Annotated in this window: 16 protein-coding genes; 13 read left to right on the forward strand and 3 right to left on the reverse strand. The window is 72.4% G+C overall.

Annotated elements, in window-relative coordinates:
- The first annotated feature begins 109 nt into the window (after window positions 1-109).
- The 4 genes from argH to AB0A61_RS10995 all read left to right on the forward strand — a co-directional run bounded on the left by argH (window position 110) and on the right by AB0A61_RS10995 (window position 4751).
- Complete coding sequence (gene argH, locus AB0A61_RS10980; RefSeq protein ID WP_361289526.1) at window positions 110-1543, forward strand: argininosuccinate lyase; 1434 nt, start codon at window positions 110-112, stop codon at window positions 1541-1543.
- A 75-nt stretch (window positions 1544-1618) separates the two neighbouring features.
- Complete coding sequence (locus tag AB0A61_RS10985) at window positions 1619-2590, forward strand: aldo/keto reductase (RefSeq protein WP_361289529.1); 972 nt, start codon at window positions 1619-1621, stop codon at window positions 2588-2590.
- 101 nt (window positions 2591-2691) lie between these two features.
- Window positions 2692-3243, forward strand: coding sequence for a TetR/AcrR family transcriptional regulator (locus tag AB0A61_RS10990; RefSeq protein ID WP_361289532.1), 552 nt, complete (start codon window positions 2692-2694; stop codon window positions 3241-3243).
- Complete coding sequence (locus AB0A61_RS10995) at window positions 3240-4751, forward strand: MFS transporter (protein ID WP_361289535.1); 1512 nt, start codon at window positions 3240-3242, stop codon at window positions 4749-4751. The genes AB0A61_RS10990 and AB0A61_RS10995 overlap by 4 nt, the downstream gene beginning before the upstream one ends.
- A gap of 27 nt (window positions 4752-4778) precedes the next feature.
- Here the strand turns inward: AB0A61_RS10995 and AB0A61_RS11000 are convergent, their stop codons facing one another.
- Window positions 4779-5450, reverse strand: coding sequence for a lysophospholipid acyltransferase family protein (locus tag AB0A61_RS11000; RefSeq protein ID WP_361289538.1), 672 nt, complete (start codon window positions 5448-5450; stop codon window positions 4779-4781).
- A 425-nt stretch (window positions 5451-5875) separates the two neighbouring features.
- On the opposite strand from AB0A61_RS11000, the gene AB0A61_RS11005 reads away from it, so the two are divergent.
- The 3 genes from AB0A61_RS11005 (at window position 5876) to AB0A61_RS11015 (ending at window position 8170) form a co-directional block, all read left to right on the forward strand.
- The gene (locus AB0A61_RS11005) at window positions 5876-7045 is read left to right on the forward strand and encodes a glycerophosphodiester phosphodiesterase (protein WP_361289541.1); all 1170 of its coding nucleotides are present in this window, start codon (window positions 5876-5878) and stop codon (window positions 7043-7045) included.
- 75 nt (window positions 7046-7120) lie between these two features.
- On the forward strand, window positions 7121-7627 hold the full coding sequence (locus AB0A61_RS11010) for a sigma-70 family RNA polymerase sigma factor (protein WP_361289544.1): 507 nt from the start codon (window positions 7121-7123) through the stop codon (window positions 7625-7627).
- A gap of 45 nt (window positions 7628-7672) precedes the next feature.
- The gene (locus AB0A61_RS11015) at window positions 7673-8170 is read left to right on the forward strand and encodes a GNAT family N-acetyltransferase (RefSeq protein WP_361289547.1); all 498 of its coding nucleotides are present in this window, start codon (window positions 7673-7675) and stop codon (window positions 8168-8170) included.
- A gap of 2 nt (window positions 8171-8172) precedes the next feature.
- Here the strand turns inward: AB0A61_RS11015 and AB0A61_RS11020 are convergent, their stop codons facing one another.
- Entirely contained in the window at window positions 8173-8604 is a 432-nt protein-coding gene (locus tag AB0A61_RS11020; protein WP_361289550.1) for a hypothetical protein, read from the reverse strand.
- Between the two features lies 1 nt (window position 8605).
- Window positions 8606-8965 (reverse strand): hypothetical protein, encoded by a 360-nt coding sequence (locus AB0A61_RS11025; protein ID WP_361289553.1) that lies wholly within the window; start codon window positions 8963-8965, stop codon window positions 8606-8608.
- Between the two features lie 614 nt (window positions 8966-9579).
- Between AB0A61_RS11025 and AB0A61_RS11030 the strand changes: the two genes are divergently transcribed.
- The 6 genes from AB0A61_RS11030 (at window position 9580) to cobT (ending at window position 19094) form a co-directional block, all read left to right on the forward strand.
- The gene (locus AB0A61_RS11030) at window positions 9580-10623 is read left to right on the forward strand and encodes an ATP-binding cassette domain-containing protein (protein ID WP_361289556.1); all 1044 of its coding nucleotides are present in this window, start codon (window positions 9580-9582) and stop codon (window positions 10621-10623) included.
- Window positions 10620-11366, forward strand: a complete 747-nt coding sequence (locus AB0A61_RS11035) for a methionine ABC transporter permease (protein WP_361289559.1) — start codon at window positions 10620-10622, stop codon at window positions 11364-11366. The genes AB0A61_RS11030 and AB0A61_RS11035 overlap by 4 nt, the downstream gene beginning before the upstream one ends.
- Before the next feature lie 71 nt (window positions 11367-11437).
- Entirely contained in the window at window positions 11438-12271 is an 834-nt protein-coding gene (locus AB0A61_RS11040; protein ID WP_361289562.1) for a MetQ/NlpA family ABC transporter substrate-binding protein, read from the forward strand.
- Window positions 12272-12413: 142 nt separating this feature from the next.
- Window positions 12414-13052, forward strand: a complete 639-nt coding sequence (locus AB0A61_RS11045; RefSeq protein WP_361289565.1) for a GNAT family N-acetyltransferase — start codon at window positions 12414-12416, stop codon at window positions 13050-13052.
- 137 nt (window positions 13053-13189) lie between these two features.
- Window positions 13190-14416, forward strand: a complete 1227-nt coding sequence (gene cbiE / locus AB0A61_RS11050; protein WP_361289567.1) for a precorrin-6y C5,15-methyltransferase (decarboxylating) subunit CbiE — start codon at window positions 13190-13192, stop codon at window positions 14414-14416.
- Between the two features lie 415 nt (window positions 14417-14831).
- Window positions 14832-19094, forward strand: a complete 4263-nt coding sequence (gene cobT / locus AB0A61_RS11055; protein WP_361289570.1) for a nicotinate-nucleotide--dimethylbenzimidazole phosphoribosyltransferase — start codon at window positions 14832-14834, stop codon at window positions 19092-19094.
- Window positions 19095-19226: the final 132 nt, after the last annotated feature.

Below are 19226 nucleotides of genomic sequence, written 5' to 3' on the forward strand. Positions count from 1 at the left end.
TCGCGTCACCCACGCCGGTCACCTCACGCGCACCAGCCTGACCGCCGCCTCCCCACTCCCTTCAAGTGGGGAGGCGGTCGCACATCGCCATCTTTGAGGAGCAACGCAAGTGAGCAGCAACAGCGGTGACGTACGGCTCTGGGGCGGCCGTTTCGCCGACGGTCCCGCCGAGGCCCTGGCGAAGCTGTCCGCGTCCGTGCACTTCGACTGGAGGCTCGCGCCCTACGACATCGCCGGCTCGCGTGCCCACGCGCGCGTGCTGCACAAGGCGGGCCTCCTCACGCAGGACGAGCTGACCCGGATGCTGGCCGGGCTCGACCGGCTGGAGGCCGACGTGGCGTCCGGCGACTTCACCGGCACCATCGCCGACGAGGACGTGCACACCGCCCTGGAGCGCGGCCTCCTGGAGCGCCTCGGGCCGGACCTCGGCGGCAAGCTGCGCGCGGGCCGGTCCCGCAACGACCAGGTGGCGACCCTGTTCCGCATGTACCTGCGCGACCACGCGCGGATCATCGGCGGCCTGATCGCCGACCTGCAGGACGCGCTGATCGGACTGGCGGAGGCCCACCCCGACGTGGCGATGCCCGGCCGCACCCACCTCCAGCACGCCCAGCCGGTCCTCTTCGCCCACCACGTCCTCGCGCACGTACAGGCCCTTTCGCGGGACGCCGAGCGGCTGCGCCAGTGGGACGAGCGGACGGCGGTGTCGCCGTACGGCTCCGGCGCGCTGGCGGGCAGCAGCCTGGGCCTGGACCCCGAGGCGGTCGCCGAGGACCTCGGCTTCGAACGGGGCAGTGCCGGCAACTCCATCGACGGGACGGCCTCCCGCGACTTCGTCGCCGAGTTCGCCTTCGTCACCGCGATGATCGGGGTCAACCTCTCCCGCATCGCGGAGGAGATCATCATCTGGAACACGAAGGAGTTCTCCTTCGTCACCCTGCACGACGCGTTCTCCACGGGCTCGTCGATCATGCCGCAGAAGAAGAACCCGGACATCGCGGAGCTCGCCCGCGGCAAGTCCGGCCGGCTGATCGGCAACCTGACCGGCCTCCTGGCGACCCTGAAGGCCCTTCCGCTCGCGTACAACCGCGATCTGCAGGAGGACAAGGAGCCGGTCTTCGACTCCTGCGACCAGCTGGAGGTGCTGCTCCCCGCCTTCACCGGCATGCTCGCGACCCTCACCGTCAACCGCGCCCGCATGGAGGAGCTGGCCCCGGCCGGCTTCTCACTCGCCACGGACATCGCCGAGTGGCTGGTCAAGCAGGGCGTGCCGTTCCGGGTGGCGCACGAGGTCGCCGGCGAGTGCGTGAAGGTCGCCGAGGCCGGGGGCAAGGAGCTGGACGAGCTGACCGACGAGCAGTTCGCCGAGATCAGCGCCCATCTGACCCCCGAGGTCCGCACGGTCCTCAACGTGCCCGGCGCCCTCGCCTCCCGTAACGGCCGCGGCGGCACGGCACCCGGCGCGGTGGCCGTGCAGCTCGCCGAGGTGAAGGCGGACCTGGCGGCGCAGCACGCGTGGGCCACCGCCAGGCAGAAGAAGTAACGGGTCGCCTGCACGAGGGGCATCGCGGGTTAGGTTGGTGCGGAGCCGTATGGAGCCGACCGAACGGAGCCCGTAATGCCCTTCGCCCGACTGGCCTCGGCCACGACTCCCACCTCTCACATCGGCCTGGGGCTCGCCGCCGTGGGGCGCCCGGGCTACATCAACCTCGGCCGCGAGCAGGACCTGCCGGCCCACCGCGGCGTCGACGCCCTGCGCGAACGCACCCACGAACTCCTGGACGCCGCCTACGCCCAGGGCGTCCGGTACTTCGACGCCGCCCGCTCCTACGGCCGCTCCGAGGAGTTCCTCGCCGACTGGCTGCGCGCCCGCCCGGACATCGTCGATGTCGTCGTCGGCAGCAAGTGGGGCTACACCTACACGGCCGACTGGACCACCGACGCCGCACAGCACGAGGTCAAGGACCACAGCCTCGCCGCCTACGAGCGGCAGCGGGCCGAGACCGCCGAACTCCTCGGCGACCGGCTGGACCTGTACCAGATCCACTCGGTGACCCCGGACAGCCCGGCCCTCACCGACAAGGAACTGCACGCGAAGCTGGCCGAGGCCGCCGCGCAGGGCCTCACCATCGGGTTCTCCACCAGCGGCCCGGCCCAGGCCGACGCCGTCCGCACCGCCCTCGCCGTGACGGTCGACGGCGAGCCCCTCTTCCGTACCGTCCAGTCGACGTACAACGCCCTGGAGACCTCGGCCGGTCCGGCCCTCGCCGAGGCGCACGACGCCGGACTCACGGTGATCGTGAAGGAGGGCATGGCCAACGGGCGGCTCGCCGAGCCGCATGCCCCCGAGGCCCTGCGGGCCGTGGCCGAGGAGACCGGGCTCGGCTGTGACGCGGTCGCCCTCGCCCTGATCCTGCGGCAGCCGTGGGTGGGCGTCGTCCTGTCCGGCGCGGCCACCGTGGGCCAGCTCGCCTCCAACCTGCACGCCGCTGCCGTCGACCTCGACGAGGACCAGCTGTCCCGCCTGGGCGCGTTGGTGGAGGACCCGCGCGCCTACTGGGAGCAGCGCGCGCAGCTGCCCTGGCACTGAGTCCCTCTCGCCCCCTGCGGGCAGCGCCCTTGAGCAGCGAGTTATGAGACGTCTGTGCCTTGCGTGAGACATCAATGTCTCACATGGGATATTCTTGTCTCATGGCTGTCGACCGTGACCACGTGCTGCGCAGCGCAGCCACCCTGCTCACCCGGAAGTCCACCGCGACCATGGACGAGGTCGCCAAAGCGGCCGGCATCAGCCGTGCCACCCTGCACCGCCACTTCGCCGGGCGTGACGCGCTCGTGCGGGCGCTGGAGTCGCTCGGCATCGCGGAGTGCGAGGCCGCACTCGACGCGGCCCGCCTCGCCGAGGGACCGGCGAGCGACGCGGTACGGCGTCTGGTGCGCGAGATCGAGCCGGCGGCCGGGCTGCTCGCGTTCCTCTACACCGAGAACCAGCTGTTCGAGGGCGAGGAGCAGAACGCGGGCTGGGCCCGCATCGACGAACGGATCGCGGCCCTGTTCCGGCGCGGCCAGGCGAGCGGGGAGTTCCGCATCGACCTCGCCCCGGCCTGGCTCACGGAGGCGCTGTACGGACTGCTGGCCTCCGCGGCCTGGGCCGTGGCCGAGGGACGGGTGGCCCCCAAGGACTTCACCCACATGATCGTCGAGCTGCTGCTCGGCGGCGCACTGCGAAGAGAGGAATCATGACCAGCACCCTGCGGCCGCCGCGCGTGGCGGAGGTGGAGAAGCGCCCGGACCGCTGGGCCGCGCTCGGGGTGCTGATCCTGGCCGTCCTCCTCGTGGCCGTCGACGCGACCGTCCTCGGCCTCGCGACCCCCTACATCAGCGAGGACCTCAACCCCACCGGGACGCAGCTGCTGTGGATGGGCGACGTCTACTCGTTCGTCATCGCCGGACTGCTCGTCTCCATGGGCAGCCTCGGCGACCGCATCGGCCGCAAGCGCATCCTGCTCGGCGGCGCCACGGCGTTCGGTGCGCTCTCCGTCCTCAACGCCTACGCCACGACACCGGAGATGATGATCCTGGCCCGGGCGCTGCTCGGTGTCGCGGGCGCGACCCTGATGCCCGCCACACTCGCCCTGATCCGCAACCTCTTCCACGACCCGCGCGAACGCAGCCTCGCCGTCGGCATCTGGGGTGCCACCGCCTCCGCCGGCACGGCCATAGGCCCGATCACCGGCGGGTTCCTCCTCCAGCACTTCTGGTGGGGTTCGGTCTTCCTGATCAACGTGCCGGTGATGGTGGTCCTCGTGCTCGTCGGCATCAGGACCCTGCCCGAGTCCCGCAACCCGAACCCGGGCCCGTGGGACCTGACCAGCGTCGTACTGTCGCTGCTCGGCATGATCGGCCTCGTGTACGCGGTGAAGGAGGCCGCCACGCACGGCCTCACCCGGGTGACCCTGGCCACCGGCCTGCTGGGCGCGAGTGCCCTGTACTGGTTCGTGCGCCGCCAGCTCACCCTGCCGACCCCGCTGCTGGACATGCGGCTGTTTCGCAGCCGCGGCTTCAGCGGTGCCGTCCTCGCCGACCTGCTGACCGTGCTCGGCATGTCCGGCCTGGTGTTCTTCCTCTCCCAGTACCTGCAACTCGTGCAGGGCAGGCGCCCGTTCGAGGCCGGGCTGGCCGAACTGCCCGCCGCCGTGGGCGCGGTGGCCGCCGGACTGGTCGCCGGACGCGCCGCCAGGCGCTTCTCGGTACGAGCGGTGGTCTCCGGCGGCCTCGCCGCCGTCGGCCTGGCCCTGGCCGTGCTGACGCTGCTCGGCCGGTCGACGGGCTATCCGCAACTGGGCAGCGCCCTGCTGGTGGTCGGTGTCGGCGCCGGCTTCTCCTTCACCGTCACGGCCGACGTGATCCTCTCCAGCGTGCCCAAGGACCAGGCGGGCGCCGCCTCCGCGGTCTCCGAGACGGCGTACGAACTCGGTGCGGCTCTGGGCATCGCCCTGCTCGGCTCGATCGTGACCGGCGTCTACCGCGGCTTCACCGGCCCGGCGGGCACCCCGCTCCGGGCCCACGAGTCACTGGGCGGCGCGGTCGAGGCGGCGGCGAGCCTGCCCCCGCACACCTCGCAGGCCCTGGTGAGCGCGGCCCGCGACTCCTTCGTCCACGGCCTGCAACTCGCCTCGGGAGCCGGGGCGGCCGTACTGCTGGCGACGGCGGTGGCGGCGTGGTTCCTGCTGAGGGGACAGAAACTCTGACCCCCCATACGGCCGCCCGCCGAGATGCTACGCCGCCTTCGCCTTCGTCGCGTACATGTCGACGTACTCCTGCCCGGAAAGCCGCATGACCTCGGCCATCACCGAGTCGGTCACGGCCCGCAGCACATACCGGTCCCGGTCCATCCCCTCGTACCGGGAGAACTCCAGCGGCTCACCGAAACGGACCGTCACCCTGCTGGGCCGCGGCATCCCCGCCCCACCGGGCTGGATCTTGTCCGTGCCGATCATGGCGAAGGGAACCACCGGCGCCCCGGTCATCAGCGTCAGCCGCGCGATGCCGGTGCGCCCCCGGTACAGGCGCCCGTCGGGAGAGCGCGTGCCCTCGGGGTAGATGCCGAAGACCTTGCCCTCCTCGAGGATCCGGCGGCCGGTCATCAGCGCCGCCACGCCACCCTTGCCGCCGTCGCGGTCGACCGGGATCATGCCGACCCCGGTGAAGAACCACGCCATCAGCCGGCCCTTGAGGCCCTTGCCGGTGACGTACTCGTCCTTGCCGATGAAGAAGACCTGACGGTCGCAGACGACCGGCAGGATCACCGAGTCGATGAACGTCAGGTGGTTGCCGGCCAGGATGACCGGACCGTCGCCCGGGATGTGCTCCGCACCCTCCACCCGTGGGCGGAACATCAGGCGCATGATCGGAGCGAGCACTGCCTTGATGAACACGAAGCGGGACAACGGGCCCTCCGGTGAGAGAGTGTCGAGGGAAGCGGTATGAGTCTGTGCAGGTGAGGACGATACTCGCGGCCCGGGGCCGATTGCACATCGGGCTCACCACGTCTTACTCACTGTTGACATACGTTTACCTGCGGCGGCGCCCCGTAGTGGCCCGGTAACCGGGACGGAACGATGTGACGGACGTCGCGTCGCGTCCCGGACGGACCGGCGGGACGCTCGCCCCGGACGCCGGACCGGCTGCTGACACATCGCCTTCCCGCACCGGGGGCGGCCATGCCGACGAACCGTCAGACCCTCTGTCACGACGGCCGGCCGTCACTCACGACATCCAGCGTCACCCCGGTGTTCCTGCCGAGGTCTCCCGGTCGTCACCGGCCCGCACCTACGATCGGCGCGCACGGACGACACGACGGCAGGAGAGGGTCATGACGCAGGAGCCGGACGAGCAGGCACGCGGGACCGGACGGCGGGCACTGCTCGGGGCCGCGGTGCTCGGAGCGGGCGGAGCGGTCATCGGGCTGCCCGGTGCGGCCGGAGCCGCGCAGGGCGGGGCGGCGGCCGGGCACAGCGGTCTGAAGAGCCTGCCGGTGCCGACCGTCATCGGCCACCGTGGTGCCAGCGGCTACCGGCCCGAGCACACCTTCGGCTCCTACAACCTGGCCCTGGACCTGGGCGCCCACGTCGTGGAGGCCGGTGACCTCGTGCCCACCAAGGACGGTCACCTGGTCTGCCGGCACGAGCCGGAGATAGGCGGCACCACGGACGTCGCCCACCATCCCGAGTTCGCCGACCGCAAGACCACCAAGACCCTGGACGGTGTGCCCACGACCGGCTGGTTCACCGAGGACTTCACCCTCGCCGAACTCAAGACGCTGCGCGCGGTCGAGCGCATTCCGGCCAACCGCCCGCACAACACCCTCTACAACGGCCGCTGGGACATCCCCACCTTCGAAGAGGTCCTGAAGTGGCAGGACGAGGAGACCCGCAGGCGCGGCCGGCAGGTGTGGATCTACCCCGAGACCAAGCACCCCACGTACTTCCGCAAGCTGGGCCTCGGCCTGGAGGAGCGGGTGGCCAAGCTGCTGCGCAAGTACGGCAAGGACAAGCGGAACTCGCCGGTGATCCTGCAGTCCTTCGAGCCGAGCAGCATCCAGCTGCTGAACAAGCTGGTCGACAACCCGCTCGTCGTGCTCCTGTCCAGCGCGGACAGCCGCCCCTACGACTTCGTCGAGGCGGGCGACCCGCGCACGGTCGCCGACCTGATCACGCCCAAGGGCCTGCGGGAGATCGCCGGCTACGCGCAGGGCATCGGGCCGACCCTCGACCTGGTCATCCCGAAGAAGGCCGACGGCAGCCTGGCCGAGCCGACCACGCTCGTCGCCGACGCGCACAAGGTCGGCCTGGTCCTGCACCCGTACACCATGCGGAACGAGAACCCCTTCCTGCCCGCCGAGTACCGCAGGGGAACCGGCGCGGACGCCTACGGCGACGCCTTCGGCGCCTTCAGGACGTACTTCGCGACCGGCATCGACGGCGTCTTCACCGACAACGCGGACACCGCACTGCTCGCCCGCGCGGACTTCGTCAACAGCTGAACTTCCTCCCCCCGTTCGGGGTGAACCGTCGGCCGTCCCGGCAACCCGCGCCGGGGCGGCCGCGTCGTGTCGCATATGACGCACGACATGCTCACCGCCCTGCGTCCGCTGCTCGTCGCCGAGGCCTCGGCGGAGGCCCATGCCACGGGAACCGAGCCGGGCGACCTGGAACAGGCGGTCTGGCTCCGGCTGCTGGAGCGCCTGGAGGCCTGCGGCCCGCCGCACGACCCGCAGGGCTGGCTGCGCAGGGCCGTCCGCTCGGAGGCGCGGCGCACCCGCCGTACGGTCCGGAACGAGCGGCCCTGCGGCCTCGATCCCGCCGACGACCGTGAGCGCGGCCCCGAACAGCTCGCCCTGGCCGCCGCCGGGCGACGCGCCCTGCGCGACGCCGTGCGGCGTCTGCCGGGTCGCTGCCCCCGGCTGATGGAGGCGCTGTTGTCGCCGAGAGACCTCACATACCGGGAGATCGCAGGTGAGTTGGGTATCTCACAGGGCAGTCTTGGGCCGGAACGCTCCAGATGCCTGGGATGTCTGCGGCGATTGCTCGCGTCGGAGGTTGCGGCCCGCGAAGTGCGGGGATAGGTGTGAGGGACGACAGGCGATCAGGTGAGCGGGAGGCGTGCGCACATGGGCATGAGCGTGACCATCTCTGCGGCGGCCGAGCAGGACGCGGAGCAGATCTTCAGGCTGCAGTACCTGTGCTTCCAGAGCGAGGCGGCGCTGTACGGCAACTACCGGATCGACCCGCTCGTCCAGAGTCTCGACTCGGTCCGCCAGGAGGTCGTCGAGGACTGCGTCTTCGTGGCGCGGCTCGGCGAGGAGGTGGTCGGCTCGGTGCGCGGGTCCGTGACGCAGGACGGCGCCGCCTCCATCGGGAAGCTCTGCGTCCACCCGCGCCTGCAGGGCCATGGCATCGGAGCCCGGCTGCTGCGCGCCGCCGAGTCCGCGCTGGCCGGGGAGCGCGGTGCCACCAAGTTCCGCCTCCGCACCGGCCATCGCAGCGAGGGCAACCTGCGCCTGTACCGGCGCGTCGGCTACGAGACGGTGGGCACGTCCGAGGGCGCGGACGGCGTACCGATGATCGTGCTGGAGAAGCCGGCCGGCACGTACGCGACGACGGCGTAGGGTCAGGCCGCTTCCGGCTGCTGCCTGCGGGCCTTGCGCAGCCAGTACAGGGCCGACACGGGCAGCAGCACCGGAATGAAGAGGTAGCCCACGCCGTAGTCCGACCACACGGTCGCGTCCGGGAAGGCGGACGGCTCGACGAGCGTCCAGGTGCCGACGACCAGCACACCCGCGAGCTCGGCGGCGCAGCACACCAGCGCCGCCCTGCGGGCCCTCTCGCCGCCGCGCACCAGTGAGTACGTGATGAAGCCGTACACCACGCCCGCCACCGCCGACAGGGAGTAGGCGAGCGGTGCCCGGTCGAACTCGGTCGCGATCTGGAAGACGGAGCGCGACACCGCGCCGACGACCATCACGCCGTACAGCCAGACGAGCAGGATCCCCGGCCCGCTGATGAGCCGCGTCCTGGCCGGCTTCTCGTGCGTGCTGGTCATCTCACCTTCCCCAGATGTCGTAGAGCCGCACTTCGAGGACGGCGAGTACGACACCGCCGGCCGCCACCGTCACCGAACCCCAGCGGGTCCGCTCGGCCAGCGACATGAAGCCGGCCGCCGGGATGCACGCGAAGGCACCCAGCAGATACGCCAGGAAGATCGTCGTGCCCTGCTCCGGCTTCTCGCCCCGCGCCAGCGCCACGATCCCGATCACCAGCTGGACCACGGCCAGCAGCGTCACCACGGCCATCCCGATGAAGTGCCAGTCCTTCGTCGGCTGGTCACGGTGTGCCGCCCATCCGCACCAGGCGGCGAGGAGCAACGCGGCGACGCCGGTCACCAGCGTCAGGGCATCAAGCATGCTGCGACCTTATTACGGCCCGGATGCCCCGCCGCCCGCGCCCCCGAAGGCGTGCCCGCGGGCAGTACGGCCGTCCTCGCCTGCGGCGCACCCGCCGTGGCGTCGACCACAGCGCGGCGCACCGGCCGTCCGGCGCCCCAAGGCCCGGCGGGCCTCCGTCGTCCGTGTCCCCACTGGTCACGGAGTCCCGTTCCGCGACCCCGGCCGCGACCGAGGAGTGTCCACGACTGTCCAGCATGCGGACAGGAATGCCGGGTCGGCAGCGCGGGTCTGGTTTACTGATCGCATGACCACGACGAGCAACCGCATCTCTGCGACCGAGGCGACCATGACGCCCGGTGCTCGTTGTATGTGTCGAATGTGTGCCTTCTAGAGGGCCCCCGCACCACCTGCCTCGCGCCCCGAAGCGAGAACCGTGGCATGTCCGTACGGCGTCGTCCGCCGTAGGTGACCGAGCCGCTCCGCGCACCTGTTCTCCCCGGTCCCATCGCCACCGCGAGAACCGTGCCGCGCCCCTGACGAAAGCGCCCTCCCCCGAGCCCTCGACTTCGGTCGATCAGGGGAGACCCATCGGGCACACCCCTGCCCGCCCCTAGACAGTGACGGAAACCCACGTGATCACCACATCGGGCCTGACCAAGGTCTACCGCTCGCGCGGCCGCGAGGTCACCGCCCTCGACGGCGTCGATCTCCACGTACCCGAGGGCGAGGTGTACGGCGTCATCGGCCAGTCCGGTGCCGGCAAGTCCTCGCTCATCCGCTGCGTCAACCTGCTGGAACGGCCCACCTCCGGGACCGTGACGGTCGCCGGACAGGACCTCACGGCCCTCGCCGGGCGCGGCCCGCGGGCCGGCCGGGAGCTGCGGCGGGCGCGCAGCCGGATCGGCATGGTCTTCCAGCACTTCAACCTGCTGTCCTCGCGGACGGTGCAGGACAACGTCGAGCTGCCGCTGGAGATCCTCGGAAAGTCGGGGAAGGAACGTTCCCGCAGGGCGCTCGAACTCCTCGACCTCGTCGGCCTCGCCGACCAGGCCGGGGCCTATCCCGCCCAGCTCTCCGGCGGCCAGAAGCAGCGCGTCGGCATCGCCCGCGCCCTCGCCGGCGACCCCAAGGTGCTTCTGTCCGACGAGGCCACCAGCGCCCTCGACCCCGAGACCACCCGCTCCATCCTGCAGCTGCTGCGCGACCTGAACCGGCAGCTGGGCCTGACCGTCCTGCTGATCACGCACGAGATGGACGTGGTGAAGTCCGTCTGCGACTCCGCCGCGCTCATGGAAAGGGGCCGGATCGTGGAGTCGGGCACCGTCAGTGAACTGCTCGCGACCCCCGGCTCCGAGCTCGCGGCCGCGCTCTTCCCGGTGGGCGGCGAGGCCTCCGGCGCCGACCGCACCGTCCTCGACGTCACCTTCCACGGAGAGGCCGCGACCCAGCCGGTCGTCTCGCAGCTCTCGCGCACCTACAACATCGACATATCGATCCTCGGCGCCGCCATCGACACCGTCGGCGGCCTGCAGATCGGCCGCATGCGCATCGAACTGCCCGGCCGTTACGAGGACAACGTCGTGCCGATCGGCTTCCTGCGTGAACAGGGGCTGCAGATCGACGTCGTCGACCACGCGGCCCAGGAGCCCATGCTGGTGAAGGAAGGTGCCAAGTGACCTGGACGGACTTCGCGGCGATGCGGCCTCTGCTGTCCCAGGCGTGTGGGGACACGCTCTACATGGTCGGCTGGTCCACGCTGATCGCCGTCGTCGGCGGGCTTCCGCTCGGCATCCTCCTGGTCCTCACCGACAGGGGCGGACTGCTCCAGAACGTCGCCGCCAACAAGGTCATCGGCCAGGTCGTGAACATCGCCCGCTCAATGCCGTTCATCATCCTCATGGTCGCCCTGATGGGCTTCACCCGCTGGGTCACCGGGACGACCATCGGCCGCGAGGCCGCCGTCGTGCCGCTCGCCATCGGCGCGATCCCGTTCTTCGCGCGCCTGGTCGAGACGGCTGTCCGCGAAGTGGACGGCGGACTCGTCGAGGCCGTGCAGGCGATGGGCGGCAGCACCTGGACCATCGTCCGCAAGGTCCTCGTACCCGAGTCCCTGCCCTCGCTGATCTCCAGCACCACCACGACGGTCGTCGCCCTCATCGGCTACTCCGCCATGGCCGGCACGGTCGGCGCCGGCGGCCTCGGCGACATCGCCATCCGCTACGGCTACCAGCGCTTCGAGACCCAGCTGATGTGGATCACCGTCGCGATCCTCGCCGTGGTCATCTCGATGATCCAGTTCGCCGGCGACTACGCGGCCCGCTCCCTTCACCGGCGCGGCGGCCGCTCCGGCCCGGCGCCGAAGCTGCGGCTGCTCAAGGCGAAGCAGCCCGCGGCCGCAGAGGTCAGCAGGGCCGCCTGACCCCGCACCTCCCCAGAACTCCCCGTACATCCAAGACGGGGTCGCACCACCCATAAGGAAAGGCACTTTTCGTGCGTAACACCGCCAAGATCACCACCGCCGTCCTGGCCGCCGGAGCCCTCACCCTCGGGCTCGGCGCCTGCGGCTCCGGCAAGAGCTCCTCCGCCGCGTCCGACTTCAGCGGACCGCTGGTCGTGGCCGCGAGCCCCACCCCGCACGCCGAAATCCTCGACTTCGTCAAGGAGCACCTGGCGAAGAAGGCGGGTCTGGACCTCCAGGTCAGGGAGTTCACCGACTACATCACGCCGAACACGGCCACCGAGGACGGCTCCGTCGGCGCCAACTACTTCCAGAACCAGCCGTACCTGGACGACTTCAACAACAAGCGCGGCACCCACATCGTGCCCGTCGTCACGGTGCACCTGGAGCCGCTCGGCCTCTACTCCCACAAGGTGAAGAGCGCCGACGCCCTCAAGAGCGGTGCGACCGTCGCCGTCCCCAACGACTCCGTCAACGAGGCACGGGCCCTGAAGCTGCTCGCCGCCAAGGGGCTCATCACCCTGAAGGACGGCGCCGGCAACGAGGCGACCCCGCAGGACATCGCCAGGAACCCGAAGAACCTCAAGTTCAAGGAGGTCGAGGCGGCCCAGACCCCGCGCTCCCTGGACGACGTGGACGCCGCGGTCATCAACGGGAACTACGCCATCTCCGCGGGCCTGAAGCCCGCCAAGCAGGCCCTCGTCCTGGAGTCCGCGAAGAACAACCCGTACGGCAACTTCCTCGCGGTCAAGAAGGGCAACGAGAAGGACCCCCGCGTGCAGAAGCTCGCCAGGCTCCTCACCTCCCCGGAGGTCAGGAAGTTCATCGAGGACAAGTACGCCGGCTCGGTCGTCCCGTCCTTCTGACGGCACGTTCAACGCGTATCGCCACGCACGGGGTCCGCTCCCTCACCGGGTGTGGACCCCGTTGTGCGGTTCAGTGCTTTCATGCTGCATGCTGGGCAGCTCAGCAGGCACTGAAAGTTTTCCGAAGGTTACGGAGCGGCGCATGACTGGCACCTTTCCCAACGTCTCCATCAGCACGGAGCGGTTGGTACTGCGCCCCTTCGAGGACTCGGACATCGAGGCCTTCGCCGAGATGATGAACGACGAGCTCGTCACCACCTGGACCTCCGTGCCCCAGCCCTACACCGAGGCCGACGCCCGGGCCTGGATCACCGAACTGGCCCCCGCCGAACGCGCGGAGGGCCGCGGCATCGTCTTCGCCGTCGACGAGTTCCTCACCCAGCGCCTGGTCGGCACGGTCCACCTGCAGAACACCAACTGGCGGGTGCGCTCCACCGAGATCGCCTACGTCATCGCCCCCTGGGCACGCGGCGAGGGCTATGCCTCCGAGGCGGCTCTCGCCACCGCCCAGTGGATCTTCCACGACCAGAGCTTCGAGCGTCTGGAGCTGCGCACCGCCGCCGACAACACCGCCTCCCAGCAGGTCGCCCAGAAGATCGGCTGCATCAGCGAGGGCGTCCTGCGCGGCGCCTGGATAGCCCGCACCAGAGGTGAGAACGGCGAGTGGACCGATGTCCGCACCGACCTCATCGTCTGGAGCCTGCTGCCCGAGGATCTCGAGGGCGTCGGCGAGCAACTGGCCGACACCGGTGGTTTCACGTCGTTCGCCGACTGGAACTGACGCCGGGAACCGCGTGGACGTGTACCGACGCGACATCGCCCGCCCCGCGCCGTACGGTTCGACCAGATACCCTCACGGAGCCTCGCCCTCGGGCCGGCCCCTGACGACCTGCACAAACCCCCTGGAGACTGACGACGATGGCCGACCGGGTCACGGTGATCGGCTGGGACGGTTCGCCACTGACCGACGCGGCGCGTTCCGCCCTGGGCGCCGCCACCCTCGTCGCGGGCGCCGCCCACCACCTGGCGCTGCCCGAGGTGCCCGCCGGCGCAGAGCGCATCCGCCTCGGCAGTGTCGCCCTCGCCGCCCGCCGCATCGCCGCCCACCGCGGCACCGCCGTGGTGCTCGCGGACGGCGACCCCGGGTTCTTCGGCGTGGTACGGACCCTGCGCGCACCCGAGTTCGGTCTCGAGGTCGAGGTCGTCCCGGCCGTCTCCTCCGTGGCCGCCGCGTTCGCCCGTGCCGGGATGCCCTGGGACGACGCCCAGGTGGTCGTCGCACATCCGCGCACCCTGCGACGCGCGGTGAACGTGTGCCGGGCCCACACCAAGGTCGCCGTACTCACCGCGCCGGGTGCCGGGCCCGCGGAGCTGGGACTGCTGCTCGACGGCGTCCACCGCACCTTCGTCATCTGCGAGGAGCTGGGCACCGAGCGGGAACAGGTCATCGTCGTCACCTCCGACAAGGCCGCCGACCACACCTGGCGGGACCCGAACGTCGTCATCGTCATCGGCGGCCCGGCCGTCGCCGCCGAGGGCGGCGGCTGGATCGCCGGACGCGACCCCGCCGCCGGACCGCGCGGCTGGACCCAGCCCGCAGAGGCCTACGGCGGCCGTCTCGGCGAGGGCGAAACGGATCTGCTCCGGGCCGCCCAACTCGCCCGCCTCGGCCCGCGGATCGGTGACCTCGTGTGGGACATCGGCTGCGGCAGCGGCGCCTTCGCGACCGAGGCCGCACTCGGCGGCGCCGCCGTCATCGCCGTGGACCGGGACGCGGAGGCCTGCACCCGCACCGCGTCGGCCGCCCGGCGCTTCGGCGTCCAGCTGCAGGTGGTGCAAGGCGGTGCCCCGCACATCCTGGAAAGCCTGCCCGAGCCGGACGTCGTGCGCGTCGGCGGTGGCGGAGCGGCCGTGGTCCTGGCGGTCGCCGACCGGCGCCCGCAGCGCATCGTCGCCCACGCGGCGACCCGCGACGAGGCCGAACTCGTCGGCCGCGACCTCGCGGAGCACGGCTACCGGGTCGAGTGCGCCCTGCTGCAGTCCGTCGAACTGGACACCCGCGCCTGGACGGAGAAGGAGCGCAGCGTGGTGTTCCTGCTCACCGGAGAACTGCTGCGCCGCGACGGCGGTGCCCCCGGGCGCTGAGCACCTGGCTGTGCCTCCTCGACCGGCCGTGGTCGGGCGACCGGCGGGCACTGCCCGACCGCGCCCCGTGATCAGGTTGTCGTACCGCGCGCGGTAGGCTGGCCGATCGTTGTACCGCACCGGGCGGCCCGGAACTTCGTTCGTCAATGTCCGGAAAACCCGCCCGTTTTGGGGTGGGTGTGGTACGGCAGAACCGGAGGACGCGCAACGTGGCGCAGTCCACAGCGGACCGTTGCGGATCACGCTGTCGCGACGGCGGAACGACGGCGACAATGCCACTGAATGGCTTTGTCGCCTTTTCCGGGCGGGTCGTTCGTGCCGCTGGGCACGGACGCTCGTTCTTCACAGCGGGGCGGTCGGTGCGCCGTTCCGGGTGAGCTGGTCGTAGGAGAAAACCGATGGGCGAGGGGTACGCATGACCGACACCGGCCAGGTCCCGGGCGAGGGGCTGCCGGAGAGCGCAGGCATGGTGGAGCAGCCGGGCGTTCCCGCGCACGGCGCGTACACCTACCTCTCCGAGAACCCCGCCGAGGACGAAGACCTGCTGCTGCCGGGCTCCCAGGGCGCGTGGGGCAACGAACTGCCCCCGCCCGCCCCGGAGCCGGTCGTCGAGGCCGTTCACGAGCCGGGCCCGCACGAGACGTCCGGTCGTGACAGCGGCTCCGTCGACCTCGGCGGCGTCCTGCATCCCGATCCGGTGGCCACGCCGCCGGTGGCGCCCACGCCCCCGCGGCGGCCGCTGCACCTCGGCCCGCCGACCCCCGACGGCTCCGGGAGCCCGGTCCGCTCGCTGGCCGACCGCGGCCCCACGGGCGCACCGGTGCGGCAGCAGGGTGCGCCTACGAGCGGTCCCGAGTACCTCGACGTCCCGCAGCCGCGCGAGATGGCCCCGCAGGGCGCGGCCCCCTGGGGTGCCCGGGCGCAGGCCGTGGCGGCGCCTCACCCGGGGCCGGTGGGCGCCGGGGACCCGGCTGCGGAAACGGTTGTTCCGGTCGCGGAGGCCGGTGACGCGGCCCAGGCCGCCGTGGCCCGGCTCGCGGCCCAGGTGGGCGGCGCGGCTGCCACGTACGGTCCGGACGCGGGACGGGCGCCGGACGCCGGACAGGCGCCGGACGCCGTGCACGCCCCGGACGCCGGACAGGCGCCGCACGGGCAGCAGGGGGCGCAGCCCCAGCACGGGGCCGACGGTGGCGAGGCCGCCGTGCCGGCTCCGGAGGCCACGTTCGCGCCCGCCGGGGGGCCGGAGGGCGCACCCGCCCCGGCGGACGGCGGGCCGGTGGATGCCGGCACCCCGGCCGACGGACAGGCGTCCGGCCCGGCCCAGGAGGGCCACCAGGGACAGGAGCCGGGGGACCGGCAGGGACAGGAGCCGGGAGGCGGCCCGGCCGTGCCGGTCGGGCAGACGCCCGAGGACGGGTACGCCCCCGAGGACGGGGCCGCGACCGCCTGCGTCGTTGACTCCGTCGAGGTGGCGCCCGCTCCCGGGACGACCGCCGAGGTCGCGCAGAGTCCCGGGGCGGAGCATGTCCCGGAGGCCGGACCCGACGGCGCGTACGAGCCGGGCGCCGCGGGTGTGAACGCACCGGAGACCGGACCTGCCGCGGCAACGGCCCCCGCGCCCGAGGCCGGTCGGGTCACGGGCTCCGAAGCCGGTCAGGTCGCGGACGCCGCGCACGCTGCCGAGGCCGGTCAAACCGTGGACCCGGCGCACGCCGTACCGGGTGGCCACACTCCGCAGGCGGACCAGCATCCTGCGGCCGTCCAGGCACCCGAAGCCCAGCTTCCGCCGACCGCGCAGGCCGCAGCCCAGCCGAACGGGCCCGCGCCCGCGCCCGACGGGCCGCAGGCCGCTGCCCCGGCCTCGGAGGCACCGGAGGCCGGGTCCGCTCCGGCCGCGTCCGGGACGGCGCCGGCCACGGCCTCCGTCGCGGGCCACCCCCAGGCCGACGGGCGGCCGGCGGACACCGCGTCCACCGTCCAGGGGCCGCAGCTCGGGCAGGCGGGAGAGCAGGAGCAGGCTCCCGGCGCGGGCCGGCAGCCGGTCGCCGACGCACCGGTGGATCCCGCCCAGCCGCAGGTCGCGGAAGCCGACCCGCGAGGCGCCCAGGCGGCACCGGCCGCCGCCCCCACCGCCCACATCGCGGACCCCGCGGTCCACGATCCGAACACCGCGTCGGCGGCTCAGACGACTGCGCTCGGCGACCCGCAGGTCCGGCCCACGCAGCCGTCCGCCGCCGAGGCAGCCCACGCGTCCGCCGCCCCCGACGCAGCGGCCTCGGACCCGGCTCAGGCCGCGCCCGCGCAGCCGGCCGACCAGCCGCAGAGCGCCCTGCCCACGGGCCCGGCGTCCGCCGACGGGGCCGACCAGCCGCAGACCGCGCCGCCCACGGCCCCCGCGCACCCCGACTCCGCGCCCGCGGGCCGGCAGAGCGGCGAACAGGCCGGAGACGAGGGCCCGTTCACCGAGCCGAGCGCCGTCGAGCAGCAGGGCACCGCGGCCGGAACCGACGGGCCCGGAGCGGCACCCCAGGGCGGCGAGGGGCACGAAGCGGCCACCCCGGCCGGCGAGGCACCAGGCGAGCAGGGTCACGGCGCGCCCCGCACCGGCGGCGGAGTCCCGCTGGAGGCCGAGCCCGGCCAGCCGCTGGGCCGGTTCGTGCCGGTCGAGGGGTTCGTACCGACCACCCCGCACCTGGCCCCCACGCCGCCGCAGCCCCTGGTCCTGCCCGGGCAGCAGCAGCACACCGAGGAGTCGCCCCGGCCCACCGCGGTCCCGGGGGAGCCCGTCGCCACGGTGCCCGCCCCCCGCGGGGCCGACACCGCTCCCGCCGTGGCCGGCGAGGAGCCCGAAACCGTAGTCGCACAGCACGCGGACGATCTGGACACCCAGGTCGCCGACCAGGAAGAGAGCACGGCCGCAGTGGAAGAAGCACCTCAGTCCACCGGTCCGGCCGCACCCGGGTACGCCGAGGCCGAACGCGATGCCGTGCTCAAGGTGATGCGCGAGCGGCGCGACATCCGCAACGGCTTCCGCAGCGACCCGATCCCCCACGAGGTGCTGCTCCGTGTCCTGGAGGCGGCCCACACCGCGCCCTCGGTCGGCCACTCGCAGCCCTGGGACTTCGTCGTCATCCGCTCCGCCGACACCCGGCGCGCGATGCACGAACTCGCCATGCGCCAGCGGGAGGCGTACGCCAAGTCGCTGCCCAAGGGCCGGGCCAAGCAGTTCAAGGAACTGAAGATCGAGGCCATCCTCGACACCCCGGTGAACATCGTGGTCACCGCGGACCCGACCCGCGGCGGCCGTCACACGCTGGGCCGCCACACGCAGCCGCAGATGGCGCCGTACTCCTCCGCGCTCGCCGTGGAGAACCTCTGGCTCGCCGCCCGCGCCGAGGGACTCGGTGTCGGCTGGGTCAGCTTCTTCGACGAGCGCGAGATGGTCCGCGCCCTCGGCCTGCCCGAGCACCTGGAGGTCGTCGCCTACCTGTGCGTCGGTTACGTCGACGAATTCCCGGCCGAACCCGAGCTGATGCAGGCCGGCTGGTCCAAGCGCCGCCCGCTGTCGTGGGTCGTGCACGAGGAGACGTACGGCCGCCGTGCCCTGCCCGGTGAGGACCCGCACGACCTGCTCGCCGAAACCGTCGCGGGCATCCGCCCCCTGGACGCCAAGGCGCTCGGCGAGGCCTGGGAGCGGCAGAAGCGCATGACCAAGCCCGCGGGCGCGCTCGGCATGCTGGAGATCATCTCCGCACAGCTGTCCGGCCTGTCCCGGCAGTGCCCGCCGCCGATCCCGGAGCCCGCAGCCGTCGCGATCTTCGCAGGTGACCACGGAGTGCACGCCCAGGGCGTCACCCCCTGGCCGCAGGAGGTCACCGCGCAGATGGTGGCCAACTTCCTCGGCGGGGGAGCGGTCTGCAACGCCTTCGCCGGCCAGGTGGGCGCCGAAGTGTGCGTGGTGGACGTGGGCGTGGCCGCCGACCTGCCCGCGACTCCTGGCCTGCTGCCGCGCAAGATCCGCGCGGGCACGTCCGACATGACCACCGGCCCCGCGATGACCCGCGAGGAGGCCAAGCAGGCCATCGAGGTGGGCATCGAGACGGCGCGTGACCTGGTGGCCGCCGGCAACAAGGCATTGCTGACCGGCGAGATGGGCATCGCGAACACCACGGCGTCCGCGGCCCTGATCTCGGTGTTCACCGGCGCGGACCCGGCCGAGGTCACCGGTCGCGGCACCGGCATCAACGACGAGACACTGGCCCGCAAGACGGATGTGGTCCGGCGCGCCATCGAACTGCACCAGCCGGATCCGGCCGATCCCATCGGCGTGCTCGCCGCGATCGGCGGCTTCGAGCACGCGGCGATGGTCGGCCTCCTCCTCGGCGGCGCCTCCCTGCGCACACCGGTGATCCTGGACGGCGTCAGCGCCGGTGCCGCCGCGCTGGTCGCCCGTGCGATCGCGCCAGAGGTCCTCGCGGCCTGCATTGCGGGCCACCGCAGCGCGGAACCCGGCCATGTGGCCGCGCTCAACAAGCTCGGTCTGCGTCCCCTGGTCGACCTCGACCTGCGCCTCGGCGAGGGCACGGGCGCACTGCTCGCCCTGCCGCTGGTGCAGAGCACGGCGCGCGCGATGCACGAGGTGGCGACGTTCGATTCGGCGGGCGTCACCGAGAAGTAGGGCGGCCGGGGTCGGCGGGAACACGCTCCTGCGTGCCCCCCGACCCCGCCGTACGCTGAACCCACGTCTAAAATCCCCACGTCAGGGCTGCTCCGGTGCCGTAGCGCCCATTCGTACCGCCTGGACGAGGAG

Source organism: Streptomyces sp. NPDC046197 (assembly GCF_040646295.1).
GTDB lineage: Bacteria > Actinomycetota > Actinomycetes > Streptomycetales > Streptomycetaceae > Streptomyces.

Excerpts from the sequence above, each read along its gene's own strand:
- AB0A61_RS10985 (WP_361289529.1), top strand. The coding sequence starts at position 1,619 with ATGCCCTTCGCCCGACTGGCCTCGGCCACGACTCCCACCTCTCACATC.
- AB0A61_RS10990 (WP_361289532.1), top strand. The coding sequence starts at position 2,692 with ATGGCTGTCGACCGTGACCACGTGCTGCGCAGCGCAGCCACCCTGCTC.
- AB0A61_RS10995 (WP_361289535.1), top strand. The coding sequence starts at position 3,240 with ATGACCAGCACCCTGCGGCCGCCGCGCGTGGCGGAGGTGGAGAAGCGC.
- AB0A61_RS11005 (WP_361289541.1), top strand. The coding sequence starts at position 5,876 with ATGACGCAGGAGCCGGACGAGCAGGCACGCGGGACCGGACGGCGGGCA.
- AB0A61_RS11010 (WP_361289544.1), top strand. The coding sequence starts at position 7,121 with ATGACGCACGACATGCTCACCGCCCTGCGTCCGCTGCTCGTCGCCGAG.
- AB0A61_RS11015 (WP_361289547.1), top strand. The coding sequence starts at position 7,673 with ATGGGCATGAGCGTGACCATCTCTGCGGCGGCCGAGCAGGACGCGGAG.
- AB0A61_RS11020 (WP_361289550.1), bottom strand. The coding sequence starts at position 8,604 with ATGACCAGCACGCACGAGAAGCCGGCCAGGACGCGGCTCATCAGCGGG.
- AB0A61_RS11025 (WP_361289553.1), bottom strand. The coding sequence starts at position 8,965 with ATGCTTGATGCCCTGACGCTGGTGACCGGCGTCGCCGCGTTGCTCCTC.
- AB0A61_RS11045 (WP_361289565.1), top strand. The coding sequence starts at position 12,414 with ATGACTGGCACCTTTCCCAACGTCTCCATCAGCACGGAGCGGTTGGTA.
- cbiE (WP_361289567.1), top strand. The coding sequence starts at position 13,190 with ATGGCCGACCGGGTCACGGTGATCGGCTGGGACGGTTCGCCACTGACC.
- cobT (WP_361289570.1), top strand. The coding sequence starts at position 14,832 with ATGACCGACACCGGCCAGGTCCCGGGCGAGGGGCTGCCGGAGAGCGCA.